The sequence below is a fragment of the uncultured Maritalea sp. genome (genome assembly GCF_937139385.1).
Classification (GTDB): domain Bacteria; phylum Pseudomonadota; class Alphaproteobacteria; order Rhizobiales; family Devosiaceae; genus Maritalea; species Maritalea porphyrae_A.
The window spans coordinates 1-12,422 of record NZ_CAKZPW010000040.1 but is presented as its reverse complement, the minus strand read 5'-3'; the positions used below and the strand labels follow the sequence as shown (position 1 = coordinate 12,422).

At 49.9% G+C, this 12,422-nt stretch carries 14 protein-coding genes; 10 read left to right on the top strand and 4 right to left on the bottom strand.

What is annotated here, in order from left to right; genetic code table 11:
* Positions 1 to 293, top strand: a 293-nt coding sequence (locus Q0231_RS01720; RefSeq protein ID WP_299344260.1) for a hypothetical protein, incomplete at its 5' end; no start/stop codon positions are given.
* Here Q0231_RS01720 and Q0231_RS01715 read toward each other — a convergent pair.
* Positions 201 to 1,229: an APC family permease gene (locus tag Q0231_RS01715; protein ID WP_299344218.1), complete on the bottom strand. Its 1,029-nt coding sequence runs from the start codon at positions 1,227 to 1,229 to the stop codon at positions 201 to 203. The two genes, Q0231_RS01720 and Q0231_RS01715, sit on opposite strands and share 93 nt — an antisense overlap.
* Positions 1,230 to 1,479: 250 nt before the next feature.
* Here Q0231_RS01715 and Q0231_RS01710 point away from each other — a divergent pair, with 250 nt between their 5' ends.
* The 4 genes from Q0231_RS01710 to Q0231_RS01695 are packed head-to-tail and all read left to right on the top strand — an operon-like array spanning position 1,480 to position 4,923.
* Positions 1,480 to 2,430, top strand: coding sequence for an MBL fold metallo-hydrolase (locus Q0231_RS01710; protein ID WP_269395002.1), 951 nt, complete (start codon positions 1,480 to 1,482; stop codon positions 2,428 to 2,430).
* A 33-nt stretch (positions 2,431 to 2,463) separates the two neighbouring features.
* Positions 2,464 to 4,074: an FAD-dependent oxidoreductase gene (locus Q0231_RS01705; protein ID WP_299344214.1), complete on the top strand. Its 1,611-nt coding sequence runs from the start codon at positions 2,464 to 2,466 to the stop codon at positions 4,072 to 4,074.
* 8 nt (positions 4,075 to 4,082) lie between these two features.
* Complete coding sequence (locus Q0231_RS01700) at positions 4,083 to 4,274, top strand: DUF2783 domain-containing protein (RefSeq protein ID WP_269395000.1); 192 nt, start codon at positions 4,083 to 4,085, stop codon at positions 4,272 to 4,274.
* Between the two features lie 28 nt (positions 4,275 to 4,302).
* A complete protein-coding gene (locus Q0231_RS01695) occupies positions 4,303 to 4,923 on the top strand; it encodes a GyrI-like domain-containing protein (protein WP_269394999.1) in 621 nt (206 codons plus the stop codon).
* On the opposite strand, the gene Q0231_RS01690 is transcribed toward Q0231_RS01695, so the two are convergent.
* On the bottom strand, positions 4,912 to 5,280 hold the full coding sequence (locus Q0231_RS01690) for a nuclear transport factor 2 family protein (protein WP_269394998.1): 369 nt from the start codon (positions 5,278 to 5,280) through the stop codon (positions 4,912 to 4,914). The genes Q0231_RS01695 and Q0231_RS01690 overlap by 12 nt on opposite strands.
* A 145-nt stretch (positions 5,281 to 5,425) precedes the next feature.
* On the opposite strand from Q0231_RS01690, the gene Q0231_RS01685 reads away from it, so the two are divergent.
* Positions 5,426 to 6,091 (top strand): TetR/AcrR family transcriptional regulator, encoded by a 666-nt coding sequence (locus Q0231_RS01685; protein WP_269394997.1) that lies wholly within the window; start codon positions 5,426 to 5,428, stop codon positions 6,089 to 6,091.
* A 73-nt stretch (positions 6,092 to 6,164) separates the two neighbouring features.
* Entirely contained in the window at positions 6,165 to 7,115 is a 951-nt protein-coding gene (locus Q0231_RS01680; protein WP_299344206.1) for an oxidoreductase, read from the top strand.
* Positions 7,116 to 7,154: 39 nt separating this feature from the next.
* Here the strand turns inward: Q0231_RS01680 and Q0231_RS01675 are convergent, their stop codons facing one another.
* The gene (locus Q0231_RS01675; RefSeq protein WP_269394995.1) at positions 7,155 to 8,513 is read right to left on the bottom strand and encodes a phosphomannomutase; all 1,359 of its coding nucleotides are present in this window, start codon (positions 8,511 to 8,513) and stop codon (positions 7,155 to 7,157) included.
* A 118-nt stretch (positions 8,514 to 8,631) separates the two neighbouring features.
* A complete protein-coding gene (locus Q0231_RS01670) occupies positions 8,632 to 9,090 on the bottom strand; it encodes a MarR family winged helix-turn-helix transcriptional regulator (RefSeq protein WP_299344203.1) in 459 nt (152 codons plus the stop codon).
* Between the two features lie 100 nt (positions 9,091 to 9,190).
* Here Q0231_RS01670 and hmgA point away from each other — a divergent pair, with 100 nt between their 5' ends.
* Genes hmgA through maiA form a run of 3 tightly spaced genes read left to right on the top strand, consistent with a single transcriptional unit; the run spans position 9,191 to position 12,205 of the window.
* The gene (hmgA, locus tag Q0231_RS01665; RefSeq protein WP_299344200.1) at positions 9,191 to 10,510 is read left to right on the top strand and encodes a homogentisate 1,2-dioxygenase; all 1,320 of its coding nucleotides are present in this window, start codon (positions 9,191 to 9,193) and stop codon (positions 10,508 to 10,510) included.
* A gap of 3 nt (positions 10,511 to 10,513) precedes the next feature.
* Positions 10,514 to 11,527, top strand: a complete 1,014-nt coding sequence (locus Q0231_RS01660; RefSeq protein WP_269394992.1) for a fumarylacetoacetate hydrolase family protein — start codon at positions 10,514 to 10,516, stop codon at positions 11,525 to 11,527.
* 18 nt (positions 11,528 to 11,545) lie between these two features.
* Entirely contained in the window at positions 11,546 to 12,205 is a 660-nt protein-coding gene (gene maiA / locus Q0231_RS01655; protein WP_269394991.1) for a maleylacetoacetate isomerase, read from the top strand.
* Positions 12,206 to 12,422 lie beyond the last annotated feature (217 nt).

Here is a 12,422-nt window from a genome sequence, read left to right as displayed (position 1 = left end):
TATCTTCTGGCTTAGATGGCAACCAAATCATGGAGCTGGCCGTAATGTTTGGCTGGGATATCGACTTTGCTTTGGATATTCGTAAAAACGACAGTTTCCGTGTTCTCTATCAAGAGCAAGTCGTTGAAGGTGACGTGATTGGTCGCGGAAAAATCATCGCAGCCATTTTTAAAAACCAAGGCGAAACTTTTACAGCAATTTTAGATGAGAAAACCGGCAAGTATTATGACGAGAATGATAATAACAAAAGTTGCTGTTATAGGTGTCCTCGTTACAGGATTAACATAGGATAAGAAACTTGGCAGGCTTTGTTGTGATGATAAACCGTATAGAACACGGGATGCCATTATCACTTGAATGAGTGCTCCATTTATCGTGGCGATGATTGCGAGTATATTGAAAAAAACGCGTGTTTTCAGATCGGTATTTTCAAATATTAAAGCGAGTGGTGCACTTGATTTTATTAAAGTATCCATTGGCACTGCGAGAACAACCACAGATACAACAACAAAATATATAATTGTTGCAATGACTAGAGTAGTAATTATTCCAAGCGGAAGTGTTTTTCGCGGATTTTTTACTTCTTCTGCAACATTCGCAATATCTTCAAAGCCTACAAAAGCAAAAAAAGCGAGCAGGGCTGCGGAGAAAATTGCGGGCCATATTTCAAAGCTGGACGGTGGCGCAAAGGCATCAACCCAATTGCTGGGTACGGTCAAACTGTTGGCGCCAAACCATACAATCAGAATGAGGGCGCCAAGTTCGATCGCTGTAATAATAGCTGCAAAAATTACACTTTGTGTGACGCCCAAACAGGCGATCAATGTTAGTAGGGCAACAATGCCAATGACCAAAATTGGCGCAGGCAGGGGGATGAGTTGACCCAAATATCCTGCAAATGCAATGGCAATGACGGCGCTTGAAACAATGGCGGTGATGGTGACGCCAATGCCGACCAAGCGCCCCCAATTTTGCCCCATGCCGATATTTACAAAAACGGCTTCACCGGCGGCGCGGGGATAAACCGCTGCCAATTTGGCGTAGGATAGGCCGGTGGCTGCAGCGATGATGCCTGCTAGAACGAACCCGATTGGGGCTTTGTTGCCTGCGATCGATATCGTCTCGCCAATAAGTGCAAAAATGCCTGCACCAATAGTGACGCCAACGCCGTAAAAAATCAGCAATGGCAATGTCAGCGTGCGTTTTAGTGTGGTTGATTGCTCTGACATTTCAAATTCCCCTATTTGTCTGCCCCAGCTTAACAGTATCAACCATAGTGGTTTTGATTCACCTCAAATTGCAAATGGATGCTGAAAGATGAACAAGTTGCACTTGACATAGTTACGATTGAAACTAATCTGGGCGCGACTTAAATTTGAGCAAATAGGGGATGATCGCTTGACGGTTGCAAATTAGGGGTGCCTGAAGCGCTTGATGATTTGTGATGGGCAAGGGCTCATTTGCGCGAGGAGAAAACACATGGCAAAAGCATTCGCATCCACTGGAGATATGGCGGACAAAAAGATCTCGTTTACTGAGGTTGGGCGTGATCTGTACGCATTTACCGCTGAGGGCGATCCGAATACGGGGGTTGTTATTGGCGACGATAGCGTGATGATTATTGACGCGCAGGCAACGCCTCGGCTCGCCAATATGGTGGTCGAAAAGGTGCGCAGCGTCACCGATAAGCCGATTTCACATGTGGTTCTAACTCACTATCATGCGGTGCGTGTTTTGGGGGCTTCAGCCTATGGCGCGGGCCAAGTGGTGATGTCTGAAAAAGCGCGCTCGATGGTTGCAGAGCGTGGGCAAGAAGATTGGGATAGCGAATTTGGTCGGTTCCCACGCTTGTTTCAGGGACATGAAAGTATTCCGGGCCTCACCTGGCCAACCACAACTTTTAACAAGCGCATGTCGATTTATTTGGGCAAGCGTCGGGTCGACCTGATGCATTTGGGTCGTGCGCACACAGCGGGCGATATTGTTGCTTATGTGGGCGACGAGAATGTGATGTTTACCGGCGATATTGTTGAATATCATTCAGCTTGTTATTGCGGTGATGGACATTTCCACGATTGGACCAACACGATTGAAGCGATCCGCTCTTTTGACGTTGATGCGATTGCACCCGGGCGCGGTGATGCGCTGGTGGGCAAGAAGCTTGTGAATGCAGCGCTTGATAATACGTCCGATTTTGTACGCTCAACCTATCTGCCTGCAGCGCGCGTTGCCTTGCGTGGTGGTTCGCTCAAAGAAGCATGGGATGCAGTTCGAGCGGCGTGCGATCCTAAGTTTGGCGACTATGCGATTTATGAGCATTGCCTACCGTTCAATGTGTCACGTGCATATGACGAAGCGCTGGATATTGATACGCCGCGCATTTGGACCGCTGAGCGCGATATTGACATGTGGAACCAGTTGCAGGGCTAAGAACAGTCGCAATCGTTCTTTTGGGGAGGAAGAATGACCAAAATTTTTGAAACACCGCTTTATCCATATAAACGTAGTGCGGATCAGGATGCCGACGAGGTTGTTCGGCGCCCGGTCGTTGTTGTTGGTGCGGGGCCGATCGGTTTAGGTGCTGCCATTGATTTGGCCATGCAAGACGTTCCGGTTGTTGTTGTTGACGACAACGACAAGGTAAGCTGGGGTTCGCGGGCCGTATGCTATGCGAAGCGGCCATTGGAGATTTTGGACCGGCTTGGCTGTGGTGACGAATTTGTCGACAAGGGTGTTTTGTGGAACTTGGGCAAAGTGTTCTTTGATGAACGCCAAGTCTATGATTTTGACCTGTTGCCAGAGGGCGGGCATAAGCGCCCCGCCTTCATCAATCTGCAGCAATATTATTTCGAGCAATATTTGGTGGAGCGGGCGTTTGAATTGCAACGTGAAGGCAAACCCATTGAAATTCGAGGGCGTAACAAAGTCACCCATGTGGACCAACAAGAAGATGGTGCAAGAATTTCAATTGAAACGCCTGACGGTCCTTACCAGCTCGATACAGACTGGCTGATTGTTTGTGACGGGGCTGCTTCGCCGATCCGGCAGATGCTCAACCTAGATTTTGACGGGCGGGTGTTTGAAGATAATTTCTTGATCGCTGATGTGATCATGGAAGCGGATTTTCCGGTGGAGCGTTGGTTCTGGTTTGATCCCCCGTTCAACCGAGGACAATCGGCACTGCTGCATTCTCAGCCGGATAATGTGTGGCGGATCGATTTGCAGCTTGGCTGGAACATCGACAAAGAAAAAGAAAAGCGCGAGGAAAATGTGATCCCGCGCCTAAAAGCCATGCTTGGCGAAGACGCTAAGTTTGAGATTGAGTGGGTGTCGATCTATACCTTCCAGTGTCGCCGGATGGAACAATTCCGCCATGGACATGTCATCTTTGCGGGTGACGCCGCGCACCAAGTTTCGCCTTTTGGGGCACGTGGTGCAAACTCCGGTTTGCAGGACACAGATAATCTGTGCTGGAAGCTCAAATTGGTGATGGACGGGCATGCGCCTGAGAGCTTGTTGGACAGTTACAACTGGGAACGGGTGTATGGTGCGGATGAGAATATTCTCAATTCCACTCGATCCACGGATTTCATTACGCCAAAATCAGATGTGAGCCGCGCGTTCCGCAATGCGGTTTTGGATCTGGCGGAGCATTATGAATTTGCACGCCCCTTGGTCAATTCAGGTCGTTTGTCGGTGCCAGCAATTTATGATGGGTCACCGCTGAATGGGGATGATGACGAAGCATTGCCGGTTGGCACGCGGCCTGGCGCGCCCTATGTGGATGCGCCCTTAGAAGGCGGATGGTTGGGTGATCAGTTGGGCAATAGGTTCCAATTGTTGGCGATCAATTGTGATGTACCTGAGATGTTGGATGTGTGTGGTATTGGGGTTGAAACCTTAAAGATCGATACGTCAAAACACGCCGATAAGGCGTTTGCAGAGCGTTATTTGGGCGCGCAGCCGTCAGCTGTTTATCTGATGCGACCTGATCAACATGTGGCGGCGCGTTGGTGCGCGTTTGATGAAACAAAAGTGCGCGCTGCAGTGGCACGTGCAACCGGACGCGGGTAGGGAAGAAGATGCTCAACACTAAGCCAAATATTGCAAAAGCGGATGATTTTTATGCTGACCTGCTGGCGTTGCATGAAGACAAAACCCCGAAAGAAAGCCAAGACATCAATGCGCGGTTGATCCTATTGTTGGCCAATCATATAGGCGACCGGGATGTGCTAAGAGCGGCGATGGAAGCTGCGGCGCATCCGGGGGGCTAATTCGCCGCGCAGTTAAGAGGGACCAGACATGGCATTTGAAGACCTCAAACTCAGACTAAAAGAGCTCTATCAACCGCCAAGCGATGAGTTTTCTCAGGTGCTTGTGCCAAACTTGCCTTTTGCGATGCTGGATGGGGCAGGCGATCCGACTGCTGGTGAATATGAAGCGGGATTAAAGTGGCTTTTTGCGGCCATTCAACCTATCCGCAAAGAGGCAAAAATAGTCATGGGCAAAGACTTTATTGAACCGCCGCTGGAAACACTTTGGTGGGCTGACGATATGAAGGATTTGATCGAAGGGAACCGCGATAGACTGAAGTGGCGGTTGATGATTCCGCTGCCTGATTGGCTTGAAGAAGACGCGTTTGCCCTTTCGTTGAAAAAAGTGGCTGAACAGCGAGGTCAGCGCCCACCAAAGGGCATGCGTATGGAAAGATTTGAAGAGGGTCTTTGTGTTCAAATCATGCATATTGGTCCGAACGAAGAGGTGCGTCCCACATTGGACCGGCTTTATCACGACTATTTGCCCGCGCAGGAACTAGAAGCTCACGGTCATTATCATGAAATCTATTTAGGTGATCCCAAACGAACAGCGCCGGAAAAGCGCAAAACTATTGTTCGACAGCCTGTTAGAGAGCTAGTGCGATAGGGCTTTGTTTTTTTGCTCTACAGTGCCTTGGTGGAAACGCATTTTCCATTCACCGCCGCGCTTTTGCCAAATCGAGGTGCGCTGGGTTGAGGTTTCCGGAATGCGATAATTCACGATCCAGGTGTCTTCGCTCAATTGTTTTGCGAAGAAGTTTTCAATAGATCTTGGGCCATCAAAACCCGGCTTTTCGCGCAAATGCTCGATGATGTTTGCTCGGGTGTAGCGGGTGCCAGAGGCGCCGACTTCTAGAAAATCTGATGTCAGCATATTCATCAGAAAATCCGTGTTGGCACGATTGTTGGGCGCAAGAATTGCGCGTTCTAGGTCTAATAGTGTTTGGTGCATTCTCATCGACATGTTTTTTCTTTAGCAGGCTCTTGAGTGTGTGCCAATTGATCTTTTGGCGAAAACGGCACTGTTCGTTTTTTAGCAAAAGCGAGTTCGATGAGGTGTGATTGACTAATTAGTCAGTCATACCTACATGGCTGGCATGGAAAAGAAAATGCCGACAAATGTTATTGTGTTCTCACCCGCCGAGTCACGTTCAACCAACAGCGCTGGGGGGCACGGTAAAAACAATAGCCACGCCAATGGGGCTGTGAATAAACGCGAGAAGTTGTTGGAAGCCGCGATTGAGCTTTTTGGGGCCAATGGGTTCTGGAACACTTCTACCGCCTCAATCGCTAAACACGCGGGCGTGGCAACGGGGACTTTGTTTAATCACTTTGCGTCAAAAGAGGCCCTTATCCGCGAGGTTTTGGTTTATCTTAAGCGCGAAATGATCAGCAAAGCTTCGGTTGGGTTTGACCCAAATGCTGACTTGCGGGATCAGCTTGAGCTGCTTTGGTATAATGGCCTGCGATGGGGCATGGCGAATTGGACACGGTTCTATCTGATGGAACAAATTCGTGTGTCTGAGCGCATTGGCAAAAGCGAACTGGATGCGATTGGTGCGCCCTACGAAGATATGATGACGCTTTTTACCCAAGGGGTTGAAGATGGTCGCTTGCAGCCTTTGGCGCCTGAATTGATCGCAGAATTGATGTTTCGGCAAGGCCAAGCAATCGTTGAATATTTATTGTGGAGCGAAGGGCTTACAAAAGCGGATCGCAATGCCCATTTGCAAACGGGTTTCGACGTTTTCTGGAACGGCATAATCAAACGATAACTAACTAAAAAGCATCAGCGGCACAAAGTGCTGTTCGCTGTTGACTGACTAATCAATCATTTTTGGAGTAAGCATGAGCAAAAGCAATATGCCATTTGGCAATCAGGGATGGGATTATAGTCGCACCCCGGACATGAGCAACAAAGTGGTTGTTATCACCGGCGGCAACTCTGGTATTGGATTTGAAGCAGCGAAAGTGTTGGTGGGTAAGGGCGCTCAGGTCACCATATTCTGCCGCAACGAGCAAAAGGCAAAAGAAGCAGTTGCAGAGATTGCAAAACACACCAACGACAAAGGGTCGATTGACTATATTTTGATGGATCTTGCTCGGCTTGATAGCGTGCGCAGCGCAGCTGATCTGTTTATTGCCAATCATGAAAAGTTAGATGTGCTTTTGAACAATGCGGGCTTGATGATGATCCCGACAAAAACACTTACTGAAGATGGTTTTGAAACCCAGTTTGGGGTCAATCATTTGGGCCATTTCTTGTTTGCGCAATTGCTCTATCCGTTGGTCGAGAAAGCACAAGGTCGGATTATTGCAGTTTCTTCGATTGCGCATATGTGGGGATTAAAGCGGATCAAGTTTGAAGATTTGAACTTTGATCATGGTTACAGCTCCACCGCAAGCTACGGGCAAAGCAAGCTGGCGAATATGTTGTTTGTTCATGAGCTGCAAAGGCGTTTAAAAACTGCGGACAGTGCGGTTAACGCCTATGTGGTGCATCCGGGATATGCAGATACCAATTTGCAGCGCACCGGGCCGGGCGGTATCGAAAAGTGGATGATGGTGGTGTTTGGACGGTTCTTTTCGCATCCGCCTTCGCATGGCGCAAAGTCTTTGGTCTTGGCCGCGGCTGACAAAGAGGCACAACCGGTCACTTTTTATGGCCCGGCCAAACGGGGTGGGTTAGGCGGTCCCGTGGGGATTTTCCCCATTGCGCCGCACGGTCAAGATATGGACGCCGCTGCAAAACTTTGGACCGTTTCTGAAGAGCTAACCGGCGCGAAGTGGGCGATCTAAAACAAATGGAGCGGTGGGGTGCCACCGCTCCGATTTAGCTTAGCTGGCGTTGATGAGTTTTGAGAGTTCGACAACCTTTTGGTCGACCAAGGCTTTGTCCCCACGTGCCTCAACATTGATGCGCAACAAAGGCTCTGTGTTGGAGGAGCGAACGTTAAAACGCCAATCATCAAACTCAATGCTCACCCCATCGATATGCTCGACCTTTAGCGCGTTGGGAGCATATGTTTTCTCGATTTCGGCCAAGATTGAAGGCGCATCATTTACGGTGAAGTTGATTTCGCCAGAGCAGGGGAATTTTGCGATCCGCTCTTCAACCATTTCTTTTAGGCTTTTGCCACTTGTTGAGATTTCGGAGACAATGGCCAACCAAGGCACCATGCCCGTGTCACAAAAGCTGAAGTCATCAAAATAGTGGTGGGCACTCATTTCGCCACCATAGATTGCGTTTTCTTCGCGCATGATTTGCTTAAAGAAGGCGTGCCCAGTTTTTGAAATGATGGGCACACCGCCCGCTGCTTGAACCACATCGATGGTGTTCCAGGTTAGGCGCGGATCGTAGACGATTTTGCCGCCAGGATTGTTGTGCAATAGCGTTTGAGCGATTAGCCCAACAAGGTAATAGCCTTCAACGAATTCCCCGGTGTGATCGTAAAAGAAACAGCGGTCAAAGTCCCCGTCCCATGCGATGCCGAGGTCGGCGCCATGTTCTTTTACGGCGTTGGCAGCTTTTGCGCGCTTTTCGGGCAATAATGGGTTTGGAATGCCATTGGGCAAATTGCCATCGGCTTCATGGTCTACCTTGATGAAGGTGAAGGGCAAATGCTCTTCAAGCAAATCAATAATTGAGCCCGCGCAACCATTGCCCGCGTGACAAACGATTTTTAGCGGTTTGAGCGCAACGCCATCAACCTGATTAAGCAAACGCTGGATATAGGGCGCGCGGTCCAACTGGGGCAATTTTTTGCCGCGGTTTTCGTATGAAACCGGGGTGAACGGGGTATCGCTCATCACAAGTTCTTCAAGCGGACCAAGTGCGTTATCTCTTGTGGCCGCATGCGCGCCTTTAAGCACCATCTTGATGCCATTATAATTTTGCGGGTTGTGACTGGCGGTTACCATCAAACCACCATCTGCACCGGATGTGTCTGTGTGAAAATACACTTCTTCGGTTCCACATTGGCCAACCGGGAGCACATTGACGCCGCTGTCCATTAAGCCTTGTGAAATTGCATCGGCAAATGGTGCACTGTCCAAACGCATGTCATGCCCAACAACAACCGAGTTTGCTTTGAGCAAATGGGCAACGGCTTGACCGAAACGATAGGCGAACGGCACGTTCATTTGGTCTGGAATTAAGCCACGGACGTCATAGGCTTTAAACGGGGAGTTGGACATAGTTGCTCACTCAACTTATTCAATGGACGGGCTACTTTTACCCCAATTTCGTTAATCGAAACTGGTGGCAATGGACGAATGTTTGTCAAATATGTGCAATCGACAATTATAGCAAGTTCTAGGCCTCAAACCGTCGCTCAATCGCATCGAGTGCGCGCAGTAAAAGTTGTGCGTCTTGATCTCCGATTGATTGGATGAATTTCTCTTCAAAAACGTTGGCAACGTTCACTAAGTCTTTGTAGGTGGCTTGCCCGGTGGTTGTTAGTTCAAGGTGTTCTAGGCGGCGGTCTGTTGGGTCTTGTGTGCGTTTGACCCAGCGCCGTTTTTCAAGGGCGAATACAGCACGCGAAACCTTGGTTTTGTGCATGGGAGAATGATTGCAGATTTCGCGGGCAGTGATGGTGCCAAATTGGCCGATGGTCGCAAAGGTTCGCCATTCGGGGCGGGTCAGCCCATAGCGTTTTTTGTATTCTTGTGCAAACTTTTGGCTGACCTTTTCCGAGGCTTGGTTGAGCCGGTAGGGCAAAAACTTCTCTAAAGCGAGGATGTCGGCATTTTTGATGTTTGGATCGTCCATTGTATAATTCTCCCTCGTTTGATAGTTACATAATAGATGGTTACATGTGCAACCACAATTTTGCCTTTGGAAAAGATAGATAGGGTCCAACGGTGCCATTATGAGCAAAAACGATCTTCAATATATGCCCGGTTTCGGCAATGACTTTGAAACCGAAGCCTTGCCCGGCGCGTTGCCGCAGGGGCAAAATAGCCCGCAGAAATGCGCTTATGGGCTTTATGCAGAGCAATTGTCTGGTTCGCCATTTACCGCGCCGCGCGGCACAAATGAGCGCTCGTGGCTGTATCGCATTCGCCCAAGCGTAAGGCACACCACGCGGTTTAAGCCGTTTGATCTGCCGCTTTGGAAAACTGCGCCCCACCAGATGAATGGGGAAATGCCGATCGGGCAAACCCGCTGGGACCCCATTCCCATGCCTGAAGAAAGAACAGATTTCTTAGCCGGGGTTAAAACCATTACGACGGCGGGGGACGTTTTCACCCAAGTGGGGATGGCGAGCCACGTTTATGCGTTTAACGCCTCGATGGAAGACGACCATTTCTTCAATGCAGATGCTGAATTATTGCTGGTGCCAGAAATTGGTAGCCTGCACATTTTCACCGAAATGGGAAAGTTTGACGTGGCGCCGGGCGAGATTGTGGTGATCCCGCGCGGCATGGTGTTTAAGGTCAGTGTTGAGGGGCCATCGCGCGGTTATATGTGTGAAAACTATGGCGCGAAATTCACCCTGCCAGATCGCGGCCCAATTGGGGCGAACTGTTTGGCCAACCCGCGTGATTTTAAAACACCGGTGGCTGCATATGAAGAAAAAGACACACCTTGTCGGGTGATTGTGAAGTGGTGCGGAAAGTGTTACGAACCTGAAATCCCCCATTCGCCACTCGACGTTGTGGCCTGGCACGGCAATTACACGCCATATAAATACGACCTGGCGACCTATTCGCCAGTTGGGTCGATCTTGTTTGACCATCCTGATCCTTCAATTTTCACGGTATTGACTGCGCCTTCGGGGGAAGACGGTACGGCGAACATTGATTTTGTGATCTTCCCGCCGCGCTGGTTGGTGGCTGAACATACGTTCCGCCCCCCTTGGTATCACCGCAATATTATGAGCGAATTCATGGGCCTTATTCACGGTCAATATGACGCGAAAGAAGAGGGCTTTGTGCCCGGCGGCATGAGCTTGCACAATATGATGTTGCCGCATGGGCCGGATGCTGGTGGTTTTCACAAAGCCTCAACCGCTGACTTGAAACCGCAAAAACTCGACAATACGATGGCGTTTATGTTCGAAACCCGCTTCCCTCAGCTGTTGACGGAATATGCGGCGACGCTAGAAACGACACAAGACAATTACATTGATTGCTGGGCTGATTTGAAGAGCCATTTTGATGGCACCCCAGAAGGAAAGTGGGACTGATCTATGAAACTTGCAACTCTTTCAAACCAATCGCGTTATGGCGAATTGGTGGTGGTAAGCCGTGATTTGACGCGCTATTTGAGCGCACAAGATGTGGCCAAAACCATGCGCGATGCGATTGATAATTGGGCCGGCGTTGAAGCAGGTCTTCAAGCCCTTTCTGATAAGATCAATGCTGACGCCAGTGTTGGCGATGCGTTTGATGCAACCAAAGCCATGGCACCATTACCAAACCCAAGCCAGTGGGCGGATGGGTCGGCTTATGTGAACCATGTTGAATTGGTGCGCAAAGCACGCGGCGCAGATTTGCCCGCAAGTTTTTGGGAAGACCCCTTGATGTATATGGGCGCACCAGACGCAATGCTTGGCGCAAACCAGAATGTTGAAGTTGGCTCCGAGAGTTGGGGCATCGATATGGAAGCGGAAATCGGCGTGATCTGTGATGATTTGCCGATGGGTATTTCGCCTGAGGCTGCCGCTGACAAAATCAAATTGATCGTGTTGCTCAATGATGTGAGCTATCGCGCTTTGATCCCCGGGGAACTGGCAAAAGGCTTTGGGTTTTTCCAAAGTAAAGGCGCAACAGCGTTTGCACCCGTTGCGGTGACCCCAGACGAGTTGGGCGATCATTGGGCCGACGGCAAAGTGCATCGCGATATGTTGGTGCATTATAATGGCGATGCTTTCGGCAAGGCCAATGCGGGCGTTGATATGACGTTCAATTTCCCCAAAATCGTGTCGCATGCGGCCAAAACGCGCCACGTTGCCGCTGGAGCGATCATCGGGTCCGGCACCGTGTCGAACAAAGATAAAGACGGCACACCGGGCAAGCCCGTGCGTGATGGCGGCTTGGGCTATTCGTGCATTGCGGAAATCCGTATGATTGAAACCATCAACGATGGCGCGCCAAAAACTGAATTTATGAAGTTCGGTGACCAAGTGCGCATTGAAATGCTCAACGATGATGGCAGCACAATCTTTGGTGCTATTGATCAGCAAATCGTCAAATTCGGCTAAAATACTTGGAGCGCCAATATGTCGGAGACACTTTTGTCTGACGTGATTTTATACAATTATTGGCGCTCTTCTGCTGCCTATCGGGTGCGCATTGCTTTGGCCTTGTGTGGTGTTGAGTATGAAGTGGTTGATGTAAACTTGCTTGAGGGGGCGCATAAGGGTGAATCTTATCACCTGCTCAACCCGCAGGGTTTGGTGCCGACCATCGAACTTGACGGTATGTTGCTCACCCAATCCGTTGCGATTATCGAATATTTGGCCGAAATGCACCCAGATCAGGGGCTGATGCCAGGAAATGCGCTGGATCGTCAGCGTGTGCGGGCACTAAGCCACGCTATTGCGATGGATATTCACCCCGTGTGTAATTTGGGTGTGACCCAGCATATCACCAAGACATTCGGTGTTGGCAAAGACGCGGTGCGCGATTGGTTTCACCACTTCATCGGCCAAGGCTTGCACGCCTATGAAGGCATGCTGCTCCAACAATCAGACTCTAAGTTTTCCTTTGGCGACAGTCCAACCATGGCCGATACGTGCTTGATGCCGCAGCTCTATAATGCGCGGCGTTGGGACGTTGACTTGTCGACTTGCGAACGCATTCTCGCCATCGAAGAAAACTGCAAGCAGCATCCCGCGTTTCAGGCTGCCCACCCGGATATGTTCGCGCCAAAGGGGTGAAGCTGGAAGGGCTTTGGAGTGCCTAAATCGGGATACATTGGCCCCATTTTTTGATAGGAGTTATGCTAGACTGAGGCCGATAAGCATCAAAAGGGAAGCTGCAATGATCAGACGAGAGGTATTGATGACCGGCGCCGCGTTTTGTGCAGCCGGTCTGTTGGGAGGTCATGCAATGACTGAAAATCAAGCTGGTTTGCTGGTGCCACCAGAAGAAAGC

Bases quoted from the DNA above. Each gene is read 5' to 3' on its own strand.
- Q0231_RS01685 (WP_269394997.1), top strand. From the start codon at position 5,426: ATGCCGACAAATGTTATTGTGTTCTCACCCGCCGAGTCACGTTCAACC.
- Q0231_RS01690 (WP_269394998.1), bottom strand. From the start codon at position 5,280: ATGTCGATGAGAATGCACCAAACACTATTAGACCTAGAACGCGCAATT.
- Q0231_RS01660 (WP_269394992.1), top strand. From the start codon at position 10,514: ATGAAACTTGCAACTCTTTCAAACCAATCGCGTTATGGCGAATTGGTG.
- Q0231_RS01670 (WP_299344203.1), bottom strand. From the start codon at position 9,090: ATGGACGATCCAAACATCAAAAATGCCGACATCCTCGCTTTAGAGAAG.
- Q0231_RS01680 (WP_299344206.1), top strand. From the start codon at position 6,165: ATGAGCAAAAGCAATATGCCATTTGGCAATCAGGGATGGGATTATAGT.
- Q0231_RS01705 (WP_299344214.1), top strand. From the start codon at position 2,464: ATGACCAAAATTTTTGAAACACCGCTTTATCCATATAAACGTAGTGCG.
- Q0231_RS01700 (WP_269395000.1), top strand. From the start codon at position 4,083: ATGCTCAACACTAAGCCAAATATTGCAAAAGCGGATGATTTTTATGCT.
- hmgA (WP_299344200.1), top strand. From the start codon at position 9,191: ATGAGCAAAAACGATCTTCAATATATGCCCGGTTTCGGCAATGACTTT.
- Q0231_RS01695 (WP_269394999.1), top strand. From the start codon at position 4,303: ATGGCATTTGAAGACCTCAAACTCAGACTAAAAGAGCTCTATCAACCG.
- Q0231_RS01715 (WP_299344218.1), bottom strand. From the start codon at position 1,229: ATGTCAGAGCAATCAACCACACTAAAACGCACGCTGACATTGCCATTG.
- Q0231_RS01710 (WP_269395002.1), top strand. From the start codon at position 1,480: ATGGCAAAAGCATTCGCATCCACTGGAGATATGGCGGACAAAAAGATC.
- maiA (WP_269394991.1), top strand. From the start codon at position 11,546: ATGTCGGAGACACTTTTGTCTGACGTGATTTTATACAATTATTGGCGC.
- Q0231_RS01675 (WP_269394995.1), bottom strand. From the start codon at position 8,513: ATGTCCAACTCCCCGTTTAAAGCCTATGACGTCCGTGGCTTAATTCCA.